Annotated in this window: 21 protein-coding genes and 1 other annotated feature; of the genes, 15 read left to right on the forward strand and 6 right to left on the reverse strand. The window is 37.2% G+C overall.

Annotation, left to right across the window (positions count from 1 at the left end; genetic code table 11):
* Positions 1-28 precede the first annotated feature (28 nt).
* The 9 genes from ACIP9W_RS05655 to ACIP9W_RS05695 all read left to right on the forward strand — a co-directional run bounded on the left by ACIP9W_RS05655 (position 29) and on the right by ACIP9W_RS05695 (position 6,074).
* Positions 29-1,036 carry an LLM class flavin-dependent oxidoreductase gene (locus ACIP9W_RS05655; protein ID WP_400786968.1) on the forward strand — a complete coding sequence of 336 codons (1,008 nt, stop codon included), beginning with the start codon at positions 29-31 and terminating at the stop codon, positions 1,034-1,036.
* Positions 1,037-1,053: 17 nt separating this feature from the next.
* Positions 1,054-1,317 carry a glutaredoxin family protein gene (locus ACIP9W_RS05660; RefSeq protein ID WP_400786970.1) on the forward strand — a complete coding sequence of 88 codons (264 nt, stop codon included), beginning with the start codon at positions 1,054-1,056 and terminating at the stop codon, positions 1,315-1,317.
* Between the two features lie 46 nt (positions 1,318-1,363).
* Entirely contained in the window at positions 1,364-2,170 is an 807-nt protein-coding gene (locus ACIP9W_RS05665; RefSeq protein WP_400786972.1) for a transporter substrate-binding domain-containing protein, read from the forward strand.
* Positions 2,171-2,204: 34 nt separating this feature from the next.
* On the forward strand, positions 2,205-2,909 hold the full coding sequence (locus tag ACIP9W_RS05670) for an amino acid ABC transporter permease (protein WP_400786974.1): 705 nt from the start codon (positions 2,205-2,207) through the stop codon (positions 2,907-2,909).
* A 212-nt stretch (positions 2,910-3,121) separates the two neighbouring features.
* Positions 3,122-3,832 (forward strand): amino acid ABC transporter permease, encoded by a 711-nt coding sequence (locus tag ACIP9W_RS05675; RefSeq protein WP_400786977.1) that lies wholly within the window; start codon positions 3,122-3,124, stop codon positions 3,830-3,832.
* 35 nt (positions 3,833-3,867) lie between these two features.
* Positions 3,868-4,377 (forward strand): GNAT family N-acetyltransferase, encoded by a 510-nt coding sequence (locus ACIP9W_RS05680; RefSeq protein WP_400786979.1) that lies wholly within the window; start codon positions 3,868-3,870, stop codon positions 4,375-4,377.
* Positions 4,378-4,407: 30 nt separating this feature from the next.
* Complete coding sequence (locus ACIP9W_RS05685) at positions 4,408-4,914, forward strand: GNAT family N-acetyltransferase (RefSeq protein ID WP_400786982.1); 507 nt, start codon at positions 4,408-4,410, stop codon at positions 4,912-4,914.
* Between the two features lie 23 nt (positions 4,915-4,937).
* Positions 4,938-5,537 (forward strand): nitroreductase family protein, encoded by a 600-nt coding sequence (locus tag ACIP9W_RS05690; RefSeq protein WP_400786984.1) that lies wholly within the window; start codon positions 4,938-4,940, stop codon positions 5,535-5,537.
* Positions 5,538-5,558: 21 nt separating this feature from the next.
* A complete protein-coding gene (locus ACIP9W_RS05695) occupies positions 5,559-6,074 on the forward strand; it encodes a flavin reductase family protein (protein ID WP_400786987.1) in 516 nt (171 codons plus the stop codon).
* A 76-nt stretch (positions 6,075-6,150) separates the two neighbouring features.
* On the opposite strand, the gene ACIP9W_RS05700 is transcribed toward ACIP9W_RS05695, so the two are convergent.
* Both ACIP9W_RS05700 and argS read right to left on the reverse strand, forming a co-directional pair.
* The gene (locus ACIP9W_RS05700) at positions 6,151-6,759 is read right to left on the reverse strand and encodes a collagen-like triple helix repeat-containing protein (RefSeq protein WP_400786990.1); all 609 of its coding nucleotides are present in this window, start codon (positions 6,757-6,759) and stop codon (positions 6,151-6,153) included.
* Between the two features lie 80 nt (positions 6,760-6,839).
* Positions 6,840-8,537, reverse strand: a complete 1,698-nt coding sequence (argS, locus tag ACIP9W_RS05705) for an arginine--tRNA ligase (protein WP_400787625.1) — start codon at positions 8,535-8,537, stop codon at positions 6,840-6,842.
* Positions 8,538-8,547: 10 nt separating this feature from the next.
* Positions 8,548-8,742, reverse strand: a binding site (T-box leader).
* 116 nt (positions 8,743-8,858) lie between these two features.
* On the opposite strand from argS, the gene ACIP9W_RS05710 reads away from it, so the two are divergent.
* The 6 genes from ACIP9W_RS05710 (at position 8,859) to ACIP9W_RS05735 (ending at position 15,550) form a co-directional block, all read left to right on the forward strand.
* The gene (locus tag ACIP9W_RS05710; protein ID WP_400786993.1) at positions 8,859-9,716 is read left to right on the forward strand and encodes an MBL fold metallo-hydrolase; all 858 of its coding nucleotides are present in this window, start codon (positions 8,859-8,861) and stop codon (positions 9,714-9,716) included.
* Between the two features lie 243 nt (positions 9,717-9,959).
* Positions 9,960-11,573 carry an ABC transporter substrate-binding protein gene (locus tag ACIP9W_RS05715; protein ID WP_400786995.1) on the forward strand — a complete coding sequence of 538 codons (1,614 nt, stop codon included), beginning with the start codon at positions 9,960-9,962 and terminating at the stop codon, positions 11,571-11,573.
* Positions 11,574-11,665: 92 nt separating this feature from the next.
* A complete protein-coding gene (locus ACIP9W_RS05720) occupies positions 11,666-12,610 on the forward strand; it encodes an ABC transporter permease (protein ID WP_400786997.1) in 945 nt (314 codons plus the stop codon).
* A 31-nt stretch (positions 12,611-12,641) separates the two neighbouring features.
* Positions 12,642-13,490, forward strand: coding sequence for an ABC transporter permease (locus ACIP9W_RS05725; RefSeq protein ID WP_400787000.1), 849 nt, complete (start codon positions 12,642-12,644; stop codon positions 13,488-13,490).
* A 33-nt stretch (positions 13,491-13,523) separates the two neighbouring features.
* A complete protein-coding gene (locus ACIP9W_RS05730; RefSeq protein WP_400787003.1) occupies positions 13,524-14,543 on the forward strand; it encodes an ABC transporter ATP-binding protein in 1,020 nt (339 codons plus the stop codon).
* A complete protein-coding gene (locus ACIP9W_RS05735) occupies positions 14,543-15,550 on the forward strand; it encodes an ABC transporter ATP-binding protein (RefSeq protein WP_400787005.1) in 1,008 nt (335 codons plus the stop codon). The genes ACIP9W_RS05730 and ACIP9W_RS05735 overlap by 1 nt, the downstream gene beginning before the upstream one ends.
* Positions 15,551-16,193: 643 nt before the next feature.
* On the opposite strand, the gene ACIP9W_RS05740 is transcribed toward ACIP9W_RS05735, so the two are convergent.
* From ACIP9W_RS05740 to ACIP9W_RS05755, 4 genes are all read right to left on the reverse strand, one after another.
* On the reverse strand, positions 16,194-16,634 hold the full coding sequence (locus ACIP9W_RS05740) for a hypothetical protein (RefSeq protein ID WP_400787007.1): 441 nt from the start codon (positions 16,632-16,634) through the stop codon (positions 16,194-16,196).
* A gap of 282 nt (positions 16,635-16,916) precedes the next feature.
* Complete coding sequence (locus ACIP9W_RS05745; RefSeq protein ID WP_282245706.1) at positions 16,917-17,825, reverse strand: hydroxymethylglutaryl-CoA lyase; 909 nt, start codon at positions 17,823-17,825, stop codon at positions 16,917-16,919.
* A 19-nt stretch (positions 17,826-17,844) separates the two neighbouring features.
* Positions 17,845-19,200: a tripartite tricarboxylate transporter permease gene (locus ACIP9W_RS05750; RefSeq protein WP_400787010.1), complete on the reverse strand. Its 1,356-nt coding sequence runs from the start codon at positions 19,198-19,200 to the stop codon at positions 17,845-17,847.
* Positions 19,197-19,652 (reverse strand): hypothetical protein, encoded by a 456-nt coding sequence (locus ACIP9W_RS05755; RefSeq protein ID WP_282245702.1) that lies wholly within the window; start codon positions 19,650-19,652, stop codon positions 19,197-19,199. The genes ACIP9W_RS05750 and ACIP9W_RS05755 overlap by 4 nt, the downstream gene beginning before the upstream one ends.

Consider the following 19,652-nt stretch of genomic DNA (forward strand, 5'->3'; position numbering starts at 1 on the left):
GAGGTATTTTGGAAGTGGAGGAGAGTTTATGGTGTATAAATTAGGGATTTTAGATCAAAGTCCGGTTGTTGAAGGTATATCTAACTATGATACTTTGCAAAAAACAGTAGACTTGGCTCAGAAAGCAGAAGAATGGGGATATGAACGATTTTGGGTGTCAGAACACCATAATTCAGATACAGTAGCCGGTTCATCTCCAGAAGTACTAGTTTCTTATCTGTTAGCGAAAACAAAAAGCATTCGAGTAGGCTCTGGTGGAGTTATGCTACAGCATTATAGTCCCTATAAAGTTGCAGAAAATTTTAACGTGCTATCCACGCTTGAACCTGGAAGAGTAGATCTCGGTATTGGAAAAGCTCCGGGTGGATTGCCTCTTTCCACAAAAGCATTGCAATATGGAACAACGAATACAGGGGAAGATTTTGAAGGAAGGCTAGCTTTCTTGCAACAGCTTCTACATAATAATGTTCCCGAAACACATGAGCTTGCTAGTGTTCAAGCAACTCCAATACCTCCTGTAAAACCAGAAACCTATTTGTTAGGCGCAAGCCCAAATAGTGCAAAACTAGCTGCAAATCTTGGAATTTCTTTTGCTTTTGCACGTTTTATAAATAGCGATAACGATATCTTAAAGGAAGCGGCAAATACGTATCGGGAGATTTATCCGAATGGAACGTTTATCGTTTCAGTAACAGTGATAACAGCTCCTACCGAAGAGGAAGCGAAGAAACTTGCGAGTAACCAAAAAATCATAAAAGTTCATTTAGCAAGTGGTCGTACGCTAACTTTACAAACAATAGAGCAAGCAGAAAAGTTTGGAAAAGAGTCAGGGGAAGCATATGAAGTAAAACAATATGATGCGAATATCATTTATGGAACCCCAGAGCAAGTGAAGGAAGTTTTAGATGAGTTTCATCAAGTGTACGGTGTAGATGAATTTATACTGCATACACCGATTCCGAATCCGAAAGAACGACTTCGCTCTTTTGAATTATTAAGTCCGAAAAATCTATTGAAGCAAGCAATTCATGCATAAAATTGGAGGAAAAAAACATGGCACAAAATTTGTCAGTAGTTGTGTGGTCAAAAGAAGGATGTAGTTATTGCAACGAAGTGAAGGAATATTTAGCTGAGCAAAATATTGCTTATAAAACAGTAGACGTGACGAATCACGATGAGTTTCGAGATATTTTAGAAACTAAATATAGTGTTCGACATGTGCCTGTCGTTGAAATTGGTGAAGGAAATACCTACAAAGCTGTAACTGAAGTTGGTTTAGAGCACTTAAAGGCGGCTTTAGAACCAGCTCTTGTATAATTTTTTGTATAAAACCTACTAAACAAATAAGAAAAGAGGATTTATATTGAAGAAAGTATTAACACTTTTATTAGTCCTAGCAGTCGCTTTACTAGGGGCTTGTTCTTCTAATGAAGCAAGTTCTAAAACTTCAGATGGCATATCAGATGTACAAAAGATTATTGTTGGTACTGGTACGCAATTTCCTAATATTTGTTTCCTAGATGAAGACGGTAATCTAACTGGTTACGATGTGGAGTTAGTACGTGCGATTGATGAGAAATTAGAAGAATATGAATTTGAATTCAAAACGATGGATTTTTCTAACTTATTGCTGAGTTTAGAAACAGATAAGATTGATTTTATTGCTCATCAAATGGAAGTGAATGAAGAACGTCAAGAGAAGTTCTTGTTTAATGAAGTGCCTTATAATGTTTTCCCATTAAAAGTTACGGTTCATCAAGATAATGAAAGCATCCAATCTATCGATGATCTAGCAGGAAAAAAGATAGCAACTACGGCTACTAGTAACGCAGCAGTATATATTGAAAAATATAATAAAGAAAACAATCTTGGTGCAGAGATTATTTATACTTCTAGTACATCTGACATCGTTAATCAACTTCGCACTGGACGTGTAGATGCAACCATTTCAACACCATTTGCGGCAGACTTTTTAAATGAACAATCAGACGCACAACAAAAAGTTGTAGGGGATACTTTACTCAATTCAAATGTTTACTTTTTACTACAAAAAGGAAACACAACACTTCAAAAACGTATTGATGAAGCATTAACAGAATTGAAAGAGGATGGAACAGTAAGTGCATTAAGTAATGAATGGCTTGGAGCGGATTATTCGGTAGAATTCTAAATCCTTCTCCGGTAGAGGGAAGGGAGAGGAATGTATGGGAAAAGTATTTGATCCTTCTTTGATTTTGGAGTTTATTCCAACGTTAGTTAAATATCTTGGTGTAACATTAGAAATTTTAGTAGCATCTATTTTCTTAGGAACAATTATTGGTATAGCAGCAGCAATACCAAAGTTGTTCCATATTCCAATATTAAAACAAATAGTAACGATTTATATATCGTTTATAAGAGGAACACCGATTATCATTCAATTATTTTTAGTTTTTTATGGGCTACCTGCTGTCTTATCGATTATAAATATTGATATTTCTAGAATGGACGCACTATACTTTGTGATCATCACCTACTCATTAAGCAATGGTGCTATATTTGCAGAGATTTTCCGAGGAGCGATTTCTGCAGTAGAGTTTGGGCAAACGGAAGCGGCTTATTCGATTGGAATGACCCCTTTTCAAAACTTTACACGTATTGTATTCCCGCAGGCCATTCGAGTTGCTTTTCCGAATATCGCTAATACAGTCATCGGTTCATTGAAAGATACTTCATTAGCTTTTACGATTGGTGTGATGGATATGATGGGAAGAGGGGAAACAATCATCGCTGCAACTGCCCATGCTTTAGAAGTATATATAGCACTATCTGTCGTGTATTATGTGGTTGTATTAATACTAGAAAAAGGATTTAAAGTATTTGAAAAGTATGCAAATCGATATCAGGGAACAGATACTTCAGTTGCCTAATAAATCGTTTACGCCTCGGCATAAAAGCGTCCAAATTATGAATTGCACATACGCAATTAACTCCTTTCAAAATTTGCGACATCCGCCGGAGGCATAACTTGAATCATCAGAGAGTTTGGGACTCCCTTGATTTACATGCATCTTAGCATTCAATCCACTATTTGTAGAAGTGAAGGACTTCTGATGAATAAAGTTTAGGGAGGTATGCATCTGTGGTAATTGATATTCCGTTTATTTGGGTGGCATTTAAAGAAATTGCGAAAGCTATTCCACTAACATTAATGCTAGCCATTATTCCGGTCGTAATAGGTTTTTTTATAGGTTTGGTAGTTACATTAATACGGGAGTACAAAGTGAAAGGGCTATATTCGATTGCTAATGGATATGTATCTTTTTTCCGAGGAACACCAGCGATTATGCATATTATGCTTATATACTTTGGTATTCCAATGGTGCTAGATAGTATTATTAACTCTTTAAACCTACCATTTGAAACAAACAAAATTCCAATTTACTTGTACGTAATATTTGCACTATCTCTTACGGCAGGGGCGTATTTATCGGAAATTATTCGCTCGGGTATTTCCAGTGTTGCAAAAGGTCAAATGGAAGCAGCTTACTCCATTGGTATGAGTACTCCTCAAGCTATGGGGCGTATTTTACTACCACAGGCTTTAGCTAAGTCGATTCCAAACTTTACTAATCTCTCGGTAGGGTTTTTACATACTACTTCCATTGCCTTCCTTGTTTCTCAAAAGGAGTTAACCGGAATGGCTAATATCGTTGCATCGTCTAATTTAAAGTTTTTAGAATCATTTATAGCTGCTGGATTAATCTATTGGGGAATCTCAATCATTATGGAAGGTATTTATTATTTAATTGAAAAGAGAGTACAGCAATATAGTAAGGGTGGGGTAGCTTAACCCAAGATTGCAAACAAACAGATGGAGGTTTTGCTATGACAAGTGTGATAACGATTGATGTAGTGCAGGAAACAGAAAAAGAAGCAGTTGGCCGTTTACTAGTAGAAAGCTATTCACAATACAAGGATTCATATGCAAACATACAAGATTGGCTAAATTATGCGTATGATTTGACTTCTTCTGTAAATAATCCGAAAGTAGAAAAAATTTTAGTTGCTAAAGATGGGGAAGAAATTTTGGGGACACTACAGTTATTTACTAACTCGGAAACGGCTTATAACAAACCTGATTTAGAAATAGACTCGCCTATCATTCGTATGCTAGCTGTTAGCCCGGCGGCAAGAGGGAAGGGTATTGCACAAGCATTGATGAAAGAGAGCATCAAATATGCACGCGGAATTGGTGCTAATCATATCTATTTACATACAAGCGATAAAATGTCTAAAGCAATCCGTTTATATGAATATCTCGGTTTTAAACGAGACAGATCGAAAGAGTTTAATAAATTGAATTTTGTAGTGAAATGCTATCGATTGGACATTTAGTTTTTAGAGTCTCATTTTAGGAGGAATTGTATGGCAAGTGTAATTACGATTGATACATTGAAGGAAGCCGACAAAGAGGCAGTAGTGGAATTGCTAGTAGAAAGTTATGGACAATATGAAAGTGATTTTAGTACAGCTGTTTGGCACGCGTATTTGGAAAGTATTAAACGTTCACTAGATAATCCTTCTATAGATCGAGTATTGGTCGCAAAAAATGAAGAGGAGTTCTTAGGGACATTACAATTATTCACAAACTCAGAAGCAGCTTATCAAAGGCCGGAGCTGGGCATAGTAGATCCAATTGTAAGGTTGCTTGCGGTTAGTCCAAAAGCAAGAGGGAAAGGAATTGCGAAGGCTTTGTTAAAGGGAAGTGCCAGCTATGCGAAGGAAAAAGGGGCTAGCTTTTTATATTTACATTCAGGTGAGAACATGACTCAAGCGATTCGATTGTATGAACATCTTGGATTTAAGCGAGACGAAACCAAAGAATTTCAAAACGCGGATGTGCATGTGAAATGCTTCCGACTAGAATTATGAGGAAAGAAAGGGGCGTATTCCAAATGACCAAAAGTTTTTATTCTGCTGTTCAAAGTAGACGCTCAATATATGGTATTAATGATGAAAAAATAATTTCAGATGAAAGAATCCAAGATATTATAAGTTTAGTAGTAAAGCACACACCTACTGCATTCAATTCCCAAACAGGAAGGGTTGTTGTGCTATTGGGTGATCAGCATATAAAGTTTTGGAAACTAGCATTTGAATCAGTAAAGGAAGGGCTTGCTGAGGAAAAGATTGCTTCTACACAAAGTCGATTCGAAGGTTTTGCTAGCGGCTATGGTACAGTGCTGTTCTTTGAGGATTATTCCGTTGTCGAATCATTCCAAAAGAAGTTTGCAAGTGTAGGGGATCACTTTCCTGTTTGGTCTCACCAAGCATCTGGCATGCTACAGTATCTAGTTTGGACGGCACTTGAACAAGAAGGATTTGGAGCGAGCTTGCAACACATCTATCCAACACTATCAAAAGAAGTGAAAGAATCTTGGGGGATACAAGAAAAATGGGAACTTATTGCCGAGCTACCATTTGGCAATCCTATTTCATCCCCGAAAGAAAAACTAATAGAACCGGTGGAACATCGTGTTGTGATTATAAAGTAAACAAGAATGGGAGTGTATTTAATGGTAAGTGTAAATGTAAATGTAGGATCTGCACAAGATGAATTCAAAAAAGCTTTAGGAAATTATCCGACTGGCGTAACAGTAGTGACCACTTTTGATCAGGCAAATAATCCAGTAGGGTTAACGGTCAATTCATTCGCTTCTGTTTCTCTAGATCCTTTACTTATATTATGGTCCATTGATAAAAAGTCGGGCTCCTATCCTGTATTTATAGAAGCGGAAAAATTTACGGTAAATATTTTGGCTGACGATCAAGCGGATATTTGTAGTTTATTTGCTTCAAAGGTAGAAAATCGTTTTAGTCAATGCGAGTGGGAGGAATCGGCTAGACACTTGCCTGTGTTGTCTGGATCACTTGCCCAATTGGAATGCAAAACTGCGCAGCAAATTGATGCCGGAGACCACATCATTTTTATTGGGGAAGTTATCCATATTCATAATGAAGATAAAAAACCGTTACTTTATCATAAAAGAAACTTTGGAGCAATTCCTGACAACTTTTATAAAAATAAATAATGATGATTTCTATTGAAAACATCTTGCCGAATGAAAGAAAGGGCAAGATGTTTTTTGTTTGAATTATTCTATAATATTACTTAGTAGAAAGCTTTTTAATCGTCAATGCTGCGTTGACGTTATTTTGGGTGCCTCCCGCGTTTCCCGGTAAGTCGAGATGGCTAGGAGTAGATGTATGATTTCTAAGGGTTAGCTCCGTGTTATCCTCTAATTGGAGGATTTGGATACCTATATTGGGGGCATTTCCGTCCTCTGTACCAAAGGTCGTATTGGTTGCTTCGATTCCGTTAGCAAATAACGTTAACTGATTCGATTGTTTGCCAGTAACGTGGTAGATAATTTCGTATATACCACCATACTTAATTTTAATTTTAGACTCTCCAGCATTATGTGAAATCCCTTGTGTTAAAAGGCCATTTGAATCGAAGGAAATATCCTCTTCCTGATGAATACGTTGTTCACCAATGTTATAAATGTAAGCAAATTCAGCAATTCCACCTGGTGGTCCTTGAACACCTGTTTTCCCTATAGGACCTTCCAATCCCATAAATCCACGTGGCCCTCTTTCACCTCGTTCACCAGAAGGTCCTTGGATTCCTCGAGGACCTTCTGGACCCATTGGACCTCTTCTGCCTCTATTAGTATGAACTTTACCACATTTACTACATGGCTGATTATTATCCAATTAATTTCACCTCCCCTATTGATTAACTTATTCAAAAAAGAATAGGGGAATTGGACTTTCGACAGTAGTTTTTGGGTATATTACATTTCCGCAGGGGCTTTTATACCAAGTAGTCTTAATGATTCTTCTAATACAATTACAACAGATTGAACGAGCCCGATGCGATACGATAAATGCTTGGTATCGGTCATGATTTGCACATTACCATAAAAAGAATTAAAGGATTGTGCCAAATGCACTGCATACTTTGCCAGTAAGGATGGATCGTATTCATCTGTAGCTCGTAAAATAACCGATGGGAACTGCTGGAGGGACTTAATGACTTCCCACTCGTAATCATTTACATCCGTTATTTCAAAAGTGTTTGGAGCAGATGCTTTTCTTAAAATGGAACACGCTCTTGCATAGGTGTATTGAACATAAGGTCCAGTTTCACCTTCTGTTTGTAGCATTTTCTTTAAATCAAATTCGATATCATGCTTTCGGTGTTGTTTTAAATCACTGAAAATGACGGCACCGACGCCTACTGCTTTTGCCACTTCTTTTTTATTGATTAATGAAGGTTTTTTTTCTTCGATTGTTTTTTCAGCCAAGAGAATGGCTTCACTCAACACTTCTTCTAATAGAATAATTTTTCCTTTGCGCGTCGATAATTTTTTTCCGTCCTTTAGGATTAGACCAAAAGGGATATGTTGAATAGCATCTGACCATGGATAGCCCATTTTGTTTAATACAATTTTTAGTTGTGCGAAGTGTAAGCTTTGTTCATTTCCTACTACGTACAATGACTTGAAGAAGTTATAAGTATGCTTCCGGTGAATAGCAGCAGTAATATCCCTTGTCGCATATAAAGTAGCGCCATCGGATTTCTTGATAAGGCATGGGGGTAAATGTTCTCCAACATCTACTACTAGTGCACCATCTGATTCCACTAACAGATTCTTTTCGTGTAGCTCTTCAACAATAGGTTCCATTTTATCATTGTAATAAGCTTCCCCTTGGAAAGAATCAAAGGATACGCCAAGTAAGTCATATATTTTTTGAAATTCTTTCAATGATTCGGTACGAAACCAATCCCAAAGTGCTAATGCTTCTGTATCACCATCTTCTAACGATTTAAATGCTGCTCTTCCTTTGTCATTTAAGGAGTCATCTATTTTAGCTTTTTCATGAAAGCGAACATAAAGAGCCAATAGCGTTTTGATCGGAGCTTCTTGTACTTTCTTTTCACTTCCCCATAATCGATAAGCTACTAAAAGCTTCCCAAATTGGGTACCCCAATCGCCAAGATGATTGATTTTAACAGGTTGATAGCCACTTTTTTCATGTAATAACGCAATGGAATTTCCAATAACCGTAGATCTTAAATGCCCCATAGAAAATGGTTTTGCAATATTAGGGGAGGACATATCAATTGAGACAATTCCTCCAGCACCTATATGGGAAGTTCCATATTGTTTTCCTTGATTGAGAATGTTGGTTAATATCGAATGACCAAATGTCGCTCTTTTCATGAATATATTTACATACCCATTTACTGCTTCGATTTTTTCGATGCTTTCATCCTGAATATTCGCTGCAAGCTCCTGCGCAATCAGGATAGGAGATTGTCTAAGCTTTTTAGCAAAAGGAAAACAAGGCAATGCATAGTCCCCTAAATGAGCATATACAGGGATTTCAATCATACTGTCATCAATTGTTTCTGTTGTAAAACGCTGAAGAATGCTTACTATTTCTTTTTTCAATTGAATTCCTCCTAAACTAAAAAAAGCCTTCATCTCATCATAATAATGAGACGAAAGCTTAACTTCCGCGGTACCACTCAATTTGCCTATTTTGGCCACTTTCTCTATAACGGTGAGTCTCCGGCTTTTCTAAAAAGCATCTCCAAAGTGCGGTTCACAACTCTTCTTAACTAGGCTTTCACCATCCCTAGCTCGCTACTTAATCGGAAATTGTTACTCTCTTTTTCTCAGATATTGTATTTAAAATTACCAAAGGAAAGAAGAAAAGTCAAATTGTTTTGAAAAAAGGCATTAGGGTATAGATTCACTTAGAAGGGAAAAGCTAACAATGATAAAAATGAAAAGAGGGTACTTATGGATTCTAATATTTCATATGGGGATGATTATAAATTTATTCCAGCAACATCGATTGCAAGCGGAATAGGGATAGAAGTTCTGCCGGATATCTATTGTCATACAGTACAAATCGTCAATATTTGTTTAGTCGGAAAGCCTGATTCTAATGAGTTTGTGCTGGTAGATGCAGGTATGCCACACTCTGCAAATGATATTATTTCTGCAGTTGAGAAACGTTTTGGAACAGGTAGTAAACCAAGTGCTATCATTTTAACTCACGGACATTTTGATCATGTAGGTGGCATCATTGAGTTAGTGAACAAGTGGGAAGTTCCAGTTTATGCACATTCATTAGAGTTGCCTTTCTTAACGGGAAAAGAAAGTTATCCTAAGCCAGACCCTACTGTAGAAGGTGGTATGGTAGCTAAAATGTCCCCTATGTTTCCTATTGATCCAATAAATTTAGGCAATAACATAAAAGAGTTGCCTTCGGATGGAACCGTACCATATATGCCTGATTTTAGATGGATTCATACCCCTGGTCATTCCCCAGGACATGTCTCTTTTTATAGAGAAAAAGATGGACTATTAATAGCTGGTGATGCGTTTGTCACGGTGAAACAAGAATACTTATATAAAGTGCTAACACAGGAGCAGGAAATTAGTGGTCCACCGAGATACCTTACTACCGATTGGGTAGCAGCTAGAGAGTCGGTGGAAAAATTAGCAGAATTAAATCCAAAAAACGCGGTTACTGGTCATGGATTACCGATGTCAGGTGATTTGTTAACGAGTAACCTACGACTATTGGTAACAGATTTTGAAAAAATCGCTATGCCTGATTACGGAAAATATGTAGATGGACACAATCAGTAAAAAATAATCATAAAAACGTTTAGAGGGTGTGAGTAAATCACACCAGCTAAACGTTTTTATGTATGTGGATATGAAAATACAGTCAAGGAAAACAGAATATTATGATTATTTATTTATGTATTGAATATTCTATCGGTTTAGTGCATTATATTCTTATCGGTTTTGTAGGGATTAAATTATCTGAATAAAAATTCAGAGTAAATAAAGCTACCAACGATAAAACATATTGCAAGGAGGATAATCATGCAATCTATTAAGAGAAATAAATGGATGATGGCAATTGTAGGAATACTATTAATAATAGGATTAGCGGCATGCTCTAATAATGAGGCTAATACAAGTAAAACGGGTAATGAAGAAGAGGATGCAGGAGAACCAGTAGTAAGTGAAACGCTAAAAGTTGCGTATGCATCAGATCCGGATACACTCGATTGGAGTTATACTGGAGCATCACCAACAAGAGACGTAGCATGGCATATTTTCGAGATGCTATTTGCATTGGATAACGATTTTGCTATCCAACCAATGTTAGCAGAGAGCTATGAGGTGAATGAAGACAGAACGCTTTATACGATAAAAGTACGTGAAGGTGTTAAATTCCACGATGGGTCAGTACTTACTGCAGAAGATGTAGTTGCTTCTATTGACCGTTGGGGGAAAATATCGTCAGTTGGTAAAACAACGTTTACTCACATCGAGTCGGTTACTGCCACTTCAGAAAATGAAGTCCAAGTAAAGCTTTTAGAACCATATAACTCTTTACTAGCAGATTTTGCTGCACCAAAATCTGCACTTATGATTATTCCAGCTAAAGTTGCGGAAGCGGCTGGTGAGCAACCCTTGAAACCAGAGCATTTAATAGGAACTGGTCCATACGCATTTGAGAAGTGGGATAGAGGTCAAGAAATCGTTGTGAAAAAATTTGCTGATTACTCAGCACGTGAAGAGGAAGACTGGGGCGGACTAACAGGCAAGAAAACCGCTTATTTCAATGAAATTAAATTTATGATTGTAAAAGATCCGCAAGTAATACTAAATGGATTGAAAACTGGTTTGTATGATTATGGCCAATCCATTCCTACAGATTTAAATGAGGTAGTTGCAAGTACACCGAATGTTGATCCTGTAACTTATATGAATGGCTATTCGACCATTACACCAGATAAATCAGAAGCTCCTTTTAACGATATTAAAGTACGCCAAGCTTTAAATCATGCTTTAGATAAAAAAGTTATTGCAGAAGCAACATATGGCTCTGAAGAGTTTTATCAATTAGATGGCGCGCTTTTCGTTCCTGAACAAGTAGAACTATATTCAGATAAAGGTTCGGATGACTACTTGGCATATGACAAAGAGCTTGCGAAAAAACTGTTAGAGGAATCGAGCTACAATGGTGAAACATTAAAAGTAGTGTATTCTAGCAACTCGGAAGAATACAATAAAATCGCACAAGTTGCTAAACAGCAACTAGAAGAGGTTGGTTTCAAAGTAGAGCTTATTTCTTATGAATGGGCAACGTATCTTGAAAAATGGGGCGATCCTGCAAACTGGGATTTAGTAGTTATCGGATGGTCTACTCGTTTCTCTCCAAACGAATTAGGAATGCTTGTACCAAATATACAAAGTAGTGGTTGGTATGAAAGTCCACGTTGGTCTGACTTAATTGCTCAGTGGGGAGAAGCTGAGACAGGAGAACAACAAAAAGAAATCCTTACTGAAATGAACCAAACGGTCAACGATGAGCTTCCATTTATTAAAATTGCGAATCTAACTACACTAGACATTAAAACAAATAAAATTAAAAACTATGAAAACTGGTTAGGTCAACGATTCTGGAATACTTGGAAAGCTGAATAGTTTAGTTGAAAGGATAAGCTTGTTGGGTACTATTTCTGACAAGCTTTCCTTTATTGCTTTTATAAAAAAGTTGCTTGTGAGGTGAGAGGGAATTGCTACAATACACGATTAGAAGATTGTTTTCATTAATACCAGTAATGTTCATCGTGAGTATTATTGTGTTTATGATTATTCATTTGACACCAGGAAATCCAGCCCATCTTATTTTAGGGGAAGATGCTTCAGAAGAAAGTATTAAGCAACTGGAAGAGCAATTAGGATTGGATCAACCAGTAGTTATGCAATATGTTAACTGGGTTAAGGATATTGTGACAGGTGACTTTGGTCAATCTGTTTATTCGTCTGAACCTGTGTTAGATATTATTTTAGGACGTCTTGGTCCAACTTTTAGTATTACGATTGTATCTATAATTATGATCTTAGTAATCTCGATTCCAATCGCTATAGCCGCTGTTTGGAAACGAAATACATTAATAGATCCATTATTTATATCTATCTCTCTTCTAGGGGTTTCTATTCCAGAGTTTTGGTTTGCGATGCTATTAGTACTTGGGTTTGCGGTTTCTATTCCGTTGTTCCCTGTAGCAGGTTATATCCCGATGGCAGACGGAATTTTTCAGTGGTTGTATCATTTGATATTACCTTCATTTGTACTGGCTGCTGTTGAAATTGGTTTAGTTGCAAGGATGCTTAGAGACGGCATGCTTGAATCGGTAAACCAGGATTATATTAGAACTGCTCGTGCAAAAGGCGTGAAAGAAAGCATCGTGTTGATGAAGCATGTTTTTTCCAATGCACTCATTCCGACGACGACGGTAATTGGCGCAATGGTCGCAGGCTTACTTGGAGGTACAGTTATCATTGAAACGATGTTTACGATACCAGGAATGGGCCAGTTATTAGTCGATTCTATTTATAGAAGAGATTATCCGATCATTCAAGGCGTTATCTTATTTATCGCGGTTGTATATGTAATAGTTAACTTGTTGGTTGATCTACTATATACATTTTTGGATCCGAGAATTCGGTATGATTAATGTCTGAAAAATTGGAAAGGGGGATTATTAAATGCTGAAGCGAAAAAGAAATTTATTGTCAATTGGCATACTTCTTCTAATAACGATTGCAACGATTACTGCATCATTATGGAGTCAGACATCTCCTTCTTTTATCGATCCGACTCTGCGTTTACTCAGCCCTTCGAGTGAACATTGGTTTGGTACCGATCACTTTGGTAGGGATATATTTATCCGAACTATATATGCTGCAAGAGTTTCTTTGATCGTCGGAGCGGTCGTGGCAGTAGTAGCGACATTTTTAGGAACGGTCACAGGTTTAATAGCAGGTTACTATAAAAAAGCGGATTCAATCATAATGCGAATAGTGGATGGCATGTTAGCCTTTCCAGCGTTAATACTTGCATTGGCATTAGTTGCTGCTCTTGGAGGATCTGTTGCGAATATTATTATTGCACTAGGATTTGCATTTTGGCCTATTATGACAAGAATCGTTCGAGCAGCAGTACTTCAAGTAAAAAATGTGCAATATATTGAAGCTGCTAAAACTACAGGAGCAAGTGATTTTGTTATTTTGACAACTTATATACTGCCAAATATATTGTCTCCAATTATAGTGCAGGGGACCTTTACCTTTGCAAGGGCAATACTCGCTGAAGCAGCGCTTAGTTTCTTAGGTATCGGAGTAAATCCGACCACGCCGACTTGGGGCAATATGCTTCAAGAAGCACAGATTTACATTTCGATGGCACCTTGGTTTTCTATATTCCCTGGGCTTGGAATTGTCCTTACCGTTTTAGCGTTGAATATGCTTGGGGATGGAATAAGAGATGCGTTTGATCCACATGCGAAAAAACAATTGAAAAAAAGAAAGAAAGTTAGCCGGCAGAAATATGCGTAATCATACTTTACGTACTTGAGGAGTGGAGAAAGTATGCTTGAGGTGAAAAATTTAAAAGCTTATATAGATACACCAGCAGGTATTGTAAAAGCAGTCGATGATGTATCGTTCTCTTTAAAAGCTGGAGAAACGATAGGGATTGTTGGTGAATCAGGTAGTGGAAAAAGTGTTTTAGCTCTATCTTTAATGCAACTAAATCCTTCTCCTCCTACATTTTATCCACAAGGTGAAATTTTGTTGGAAGGAAAGAATTTACTCCATTTAAAAGAGAAAGAGTTGCGTAACCTAAGAGGGAATGACATTGCGATGATCTTTCAAGACCCAATGTCTAGTTTAAATCCTATTTTTAAAATAGGCACTCAGCTAATGGAAGCTATTCGAACACATCAGAATATTAATCGTGCTGAAGCGAAAAAGAAAGCGATTGAGTTATTAAAGGATGTAGGAATTTCAGATCCAGAACGTCGCATGAATGACTATCCACATCAGCTTTCCGGCGGTATGAGACAGCGTGTAATGATCGCGATTGCTTTAGCAGGAAAACCGAAGATTCTAATTGCGGACGAACCAACAACAGCGTTGGATGTGACAATCCAAGCTCAAATTTTAGATTTAATGAAAGACATTCAAAAAAAATACGGTACTGCTATTATCATAATTACCCATGACCTAGGGGTAGTAGCCCAATTAGCAGACAAAATAGTAGTTATGTATTCTGGAAGAATTGTAGAAGAAGGAAAAACAGCGGATATTTTTTATCATACGGCAATGCCTTATACATGGTCATTACTGCGTTCAATGCCAAGGATTGATACGAGTTCACGCGAACGCTTAATACCTATTCAAGGTCAGCCTCCAAATCTAGTGTCACCTCCTGAAGGATGTAACTTTAATCCGAGATGTCCATTTGCTACTGCAGACTGTTTAAAGATAGATCCGAGCTTAACAGAAAGAGGAGCAGGGCATTATGCTGCTTGTATTTTATCTGAAAAAACGTTTGAAGAAGGTAAGCTACAACTAGAGAATTTTGAAACGAAAGGAGTTCCTCTATAATGTTACAAGAATTGCTTCGGATTCAAGATTTGGAAATGCATTTCCCGATAAAAGAGGGAGTGCTCCAAAAAACAACTGGTTATGTAAAGGCAGTTAACGGAGTTAGTTTATCGGTCAATAAAGGAGAAACGCTGGGCATTGTTGGGGAATCAGGGTGTGGAAAAAGTACATTAGCAAAAACTATTTTAGGATTATTAAAACCTACCTCAGGAGATATTTTTTACGAAGGAGAAAGTATTTTAAATTACAATGCAAAGCAAATGCATGAACTTCGACGTAATATACAAATGGTATTCCAAGATCCTTTCTCGAGTTTAAACCCAAGAATGCAAGTAGGGGACATAATTGCCGCTCCTTTAAAAGCATATAAGACTACAAAAAATGTGAAACAGCGTGTACAAGAACTAATGGAACTTGTTGGATTAAAACCAGAGTATTATCATCGACTACCACACGAATTTTCAGGTGGTCAAAGACAGCGAATAGGAATTGCACGCGCAATTGCGCTCGAACCCAAATTGATAGTATGTGACGAGCCAGTTAGTGCACTTGATGTATCTGTCCAAGCTCAAGTGATAAACTTGCTGGAAGATCTACAAAAAGAATTAGGATTAACCTATATATTTATCGCACATGATTTATCTGTTATAAAACATATGGCAGATCGAGTTGGGGTTATGTATTTAGGGAAAGTGATGGAGTTGTCCAATAATGAGTCGTTCTATCAAAATGCACAACATCCGTACACGAATGCATTATTATCAGCAATCCCATTGCCTGATCCAGTGAAAGAAAAAGAACGTGAGCGAATTGTTTTAAAAGGAGATTTACCTTCTCCAGCTAATCCGCCTTCTGGTTGCGTATTTCATACAAGATGCCCAAGGGCACAAGATTACTGTAAAAAGAATGTTCCATTATTAGAAACGAAAGAGGATGGAACGGCACATACTGTAGCATGTTTTTTCCCAATTGAGCATGCGGAACAGATACAAAAAAACTCTATTTGAAGGGGATCACCTTTTCAAATAGAGTTTTTTTGTGATTTAGGAAGTAGGATAAAGTATTAAATTCCAATAAATGGTTTAACGCGACTTAATAAGCTACGAACGCGACAAACTAGCCTCTGAACAAGACAAAAAACGGTGCGAACTCAACAAAGCCAAGCAAGTGGAAGCTTTTTGTAAAGTAATCCCAAATAATAGTCATTCATATCGATGTCTCAGTCCAAGTAAACTTGGGTTATGAAAAATTGGTTGCTCTCAGGGGTCATTTGGTTGCTGTAAGACTGCAACTAGTTGCTCTTACCATTCATTTGGTTGCTCTTAGACTAGAGTTGGTTGCTTTCGAAATTTTTTGATTGCCCTTAGCCATTTTTTGGAATACTTATTCTGCAGCTACACAATTGGAAGGATTTGGTGCGGCCGTGCAAGACTCTTGCGGGAAAGCGAGACAGACGAGGCCCTGCAGTCGCTCGTGACGAAGCGGCTCGGCGCTCGCCTGCGGAAAGCGAAGCGCCGCCGTTCTAAATACCAGTGGCCGCTTTCTTCAAACTCACTACTTCGCAGTTTCCCTAATATGTGCGACATCCCAAATTATTTTTTATTCCCATTTACCATCTCGAGGGAAGATAGAGTCACTTTTACTTTTTTCTTAAACGATTTGTATATTAACTATTTTCTTAGAAGAGTCGATATCAGTGTCATTTTGCTCTTCAATAATCCAGTTAATAGATAGGAGTTGTTGCAGGGCAGGAAGTTTGTGTGTTTCTATTTCTAAACGCTGAATTCCTGTATCGGATATTTCATAATCTTTTTCAGCATCTTTATCGAACTTCATTTGTAAAAGATTTTTGAGCCCGTTCATTGTTAAAAACTTTACCGTGTATCCATCTTGAAGGACGGATTTAAAGGTGTCCTTATCTTGCTCGTATAAGTTTATTAGATTATTAAAATCAAACTTTGTATTTATTTGCTTCAAATCGCTAATATTCTTTTTCTCCAATAGGGCAACCATTTCTTCATTAGATAATCCATTACTGCGTAAGGTTTCAATCATATAAGCATCCATCAGTGATATTTTGTTATTTTCCATTTCTAAACCTCCATTATAATAGCTAAATTCTTATCTTAATTATAACAGAATTCAAATAGGGAAATTGAATGGATAATTAGTACCTTAGAGTATTGATGGGCTAGTCTTAACAATTTTTCTTGAATGTGTTAAGACTAGATTATACAAAAAAGAAGTGGATCTGGTACATCAGAAAATCCCTTTTAATGGGGTAGCAAGAGATGCCTGTTCCTTCTAGAAATAAAATGCTCAGCCTTGAAAAAAACGGCTGAGCATTTGTACTGTATTTATATAAATTTGTCTTTAAATGGTCGAACTATATTTTAGTGAATGGCTCTCTAGAGGTTTTTTCATCTTATCCTGTATAAATAATGCGGCGGAATGAAGCTTTTCTGAGTTTATATTGGTTTGTATTCCCATGCTAGTTAACATATAGTTTAAATCATCCGTCGCCAAATTACCTGACGCACCGGGAGCATAAGGGCAACCGCCGAGTCCTCCTAAGGAACTGTCGAATTTCGTAATACCCATCTCTAAAGATGCCAATACATTTGCCATTGCGGTTCCTCGAGTATTATGAAAATGCATAGCAATTTTATCGGCTGGATAGCGTTTAAGTAACTCTTCTAATACTAAGTTCACTTGTGAGGGATTAGCAACTCCAATAGTATCACCCAAAGATAACTCCTCAATGCCCATTTCAAAGAGGGAATCAGACAACCGAATTATCTCTTCCAATTCTACATTTCCTTCATAAGGACAACCGAATACAGTTGATATATAACCTCTTACTGTTTTGTTATTTGCAATGCTTTCACGTACCACTTCTGATAAGACTACTTCGGTTTCTCGGATTGTTTTGTTAATGTTTTTCTTGTTGTGCGTTTCACTTGCCGAGATGAAAACAGACACTTCATCAATTTGACTTTCTAAAGCACGGGATAGTCCTTTTATATTGGGAACAAGAGCTGCATAAGTCACTTCATCAAATTTCTTTATTTGCTTAGCTACAAGCTCTGCATCTGACAATGCTGGAATCCATGCAGGATTTACAAAAGAAGTTACTTCTATATAGTTCAGGCCAGACGCTGAAAGTAGATTTATCCATTCTATTTTGTCTTCTGTTTGGATAAATTTGCTTTCATTTTGTAATCCATCTCTAGGCCCTACTTCTCTAATATGCACTTTCTTAGGGAAACTGTGTGTCGCCATTTTGTAAAACTCCTTTCAGCTACATACCGAATAATGTCATCATAATCCAAGTAGAAGCGTAGAAAATCATAAATTGAACGCCTGCACCTATACCAAGAATTCGATTTAATAGACCTCCAACGGCAGCCACTGTGAATGTCAATACAATTCCTACAAGCTGTGCTTCATGGAAGGCAAGTAGACAAGCAAGTCCTATGAACATTGCTACAATAGCTTCTTGACTCACTAATTTCATCACTAGAACGGAAGCTTTTCTTGCATAGTTCATAGAAAACGGATAAGCAATTAGTGAAGCGATAACTAACCCGATAATACCGTAAAGGAAAAAATCCCATGACGTGAGATACGTATGTAGATTATTAATAGGGTCTACAGAGAAAACCGGTGGTGCGTTAAATAATGGAGAACCTGGTCCTAATGCTACAGGACTCAATGGAATCCCAAATGCAATTAGTGGAATAATTACTTCTGCAATATAAGTAGATTCTGTTACACCATTCATTACTGCTAAACTAGTAGTAGACTTCTTATACGTTCCTTTCGTTCGAGAACCTACGATTTCACCCATAAGAGATGTCATGCCAACAGGACTGAAAACAAAAGTCAGAGATGAAATAAAAGTAGTGATAGAAGTGAAAATCTGCTGTCTACCAGTTAGTATTTTTAATGGATTTGGAAAGTATCCTTTCCATGACTTTGTTTCAGGGGCTAAATGATATTCTTTAGGCTTATCCCGTTCAATTGTTTTTCTGGCATTTGAAGAAGTGGCAAATAATAAGTCACAAAATATAGGACCAATTGCGATTCCTAGAAAGAAGCTGATGGATAAATGTTTATCCAATATACTAAAGCTCATTAAGTCTAAACTTTTTATAAAGAATGCAAAAGGTATGATCATTAAAACACTTACCCATTTACCTTTAGAGAAGAAAGCTATTAATATAGCGGCAAGTGTAAAAATTATTCCGGTAGAGGATTTGAAAAAGTCAGCGAATTGCCCCAGGAACTGTCCTAATAATACTGCTGTTGGCAAAGCGATAAAAGCACCGATAATTCCTCCGGATATCATCTTTCGAAGTGCAATATGGGGCATCCCCATTCTTCGGAGTGTAGTTGCATGATCTATAAGTGGAACCGCTGTTGTATCTCCCGGAATACCCATTAACGCAGTTGGAACGGCATGTGTTAAGTGTTTTGCAAGAACGGCAGCCATAAAAAATGAAAATACAGCTGCTGGAGGAGCACCTAATAGGATTACTAATAAAGTGAGTGGCACCATAATTGCTGTCTCATCTGTACCGGAAATAAGCCCTATTAAAGAGAAAACGATTGCTCCAATTAAAGCAAATAAAATTGCAGTGACAAGTAAACTCATTTTTTATGCTCACCTCCAAGTGCTCTAAAACTATTTAATACTCCTAACTCCTCTAATTCTTTCTTAGTGATAGGATCGTTCTCGATTAGTTTTAATTCTTCCACAGGGTCCAATTGTAAATCTTCAAAAACCTGTTTCATACTTTCAGATGATGTTTCCTCTTCAATTAATACTCTTTTTGGTTTGAAAATAATGGAACTGATAACTAGGGATAGCACACTTCCTAATATGCCTAGAAGTAACGAATAGGAGGCTACCATATTATCACTGGCAAAGGAGGGGAATAGGCGTAAACCAATATTATAGCCTCCCAAACTTACACTAACACTTAAAAGGATTGCTAGTAGTAAATGGTTTGGTAATATAGTATCTCCTAGTATTTCTAAGTATGTTCTATTCTCTTTTTTATTATGGTTCAAATCAGTTTTGGATGTTTCATGATTTTGTGACAT

Source organism: Psychrobacillus sp. NPDC093180 (assembly GCF_044754065.1).
Classification (GTDB): Bacteria; Bacillota; Bacilli; order Bacillales_A; family Planococcaceae; genus Psychrobacillus.

Excerpts from the sequence above, each read along its gene's own strand:
- ACIP9W_RS05655 (WP_400786968.1), top strand. The coding sequence starts at position 29 with ATGGTGTATAAATTAGGGATTTTAGATCAAAGTCCGGTTGTTGAAGGT.
- ACIP9W_RS05660 (WP_400786970.1), top strand. The coding sequence starts at position 1,054 with ATGGCACAAAATTTGTCAGTAGTTGTGTGGTCAAAAGAAGGATGTAGT.
- ACIP9W_RS05670 (WP_400786974.1), top strand. The coding sequence starts at position 2,205 with ATGGGAAAAGTATTTGATCCTTCTTTGATTTTGGAGTTTATTCCAACG.
- ACIP9W_RS05680 (WP_400786979.1), top strand. The coding sequence starts at position 3,868 with ATGACAAGTGTGATAACGATTGATGTAGTGCAGGAAACAGAAAAAGAA.
- ACIP9W_RS05685 (WP_400786982.1), top strand. The coding sequence starts at position 4,408 with ATGGCAAGTGTAATTACGATTGATACATTGAAGGAAGCCGACAAAGAG.
- ACIP9W_RS05690 (WP_400786984.1), top strand. The coding sequence starts at position 4,938 with ATGACCAAAAGTTTTTATTCTGCTGTTCAAAGTAGACGCTCAATATAT.
- ACIP9W_RS05695 (WP_400786987.1), top strand. The coding sequence starts at position 5,559 with ATGGTAAGTGTAAATGTAAATGTAGGATCTGCACAAGATGAATTCAAA.
- argS (WP_400787625.1), bottom strand. The coding sequence starts at position 8,537 with ATGAAGGCTTTTTTTAGTTTAGGAGGAATTCAATTGAAAAAAGAAATA.
- ACIP9W_RS05710 (WP_400786993.1), top strand. The coding sequence starts at position 8,859 with ATGGATTCTAATATTTCATATGGGGATGATTATAAATTTATTCCAGCA.
- ACIP9W_RS05715 (WP_400786995.1), top strand. The coding sequence starts at position 9,960 with ATGCAATCTATTAAGAGAAATAAATGGATGATGGCAATTGTAGGAATA.
- ACIP9W_RS05725 (WP_400787000.1), top strand. The coding sequence starts at position 12,642 with ATGCTGAAGCGAAAAAGAAATTTATTGTCAATTGGCATACTTCTTCTA.
- ACIP9W_RS05730 (WP_400787003.1), top strand. The coding sequence starts at position 13,524 with ATGCTTGAGGTGAAAAATTTAAAAGCTTATATAGATACACCAGCAGGT.
- ACIP9W_RS05735 (WP_400787005.1), top strand. The coding sequence starts at position 14,543 with ATGTTACAAGAATTGCTTCGGATTCAAGATTTGGAAATGCATTTCCCG.
- ACIP9W_RS05740 (WP_400787007.1), bottom strand. The coding sequence starts at position 16,634 with ATGGAAAATAACAAAATATCACTGATGGATGCTTATATGATTGAAACC.
- ACIP9W_RS05745 (WP_282245706.1), bottom strand. The coding sequence starts at position 17,825 with ATGGCGACACACAGTTTCCCTAAGAAAGTGCATATTAGAGAAGTAGGG.
- ACIP9W_RS05750 (WP_400787010.1), bottom strand. The coding sequence starts at position 19,200 with ATGAGTTTACTTGTCACTGCAATTTTATTTGCTTTAATTGGAGCAATC.
- ACIP9W_RS05755 (WP_282245702.1), bottom strand. The coding sequence starts at position 19,652 with ATGTCACAAAATCATGAAACATCCAAAACTGATTTGAACCATAATAAA.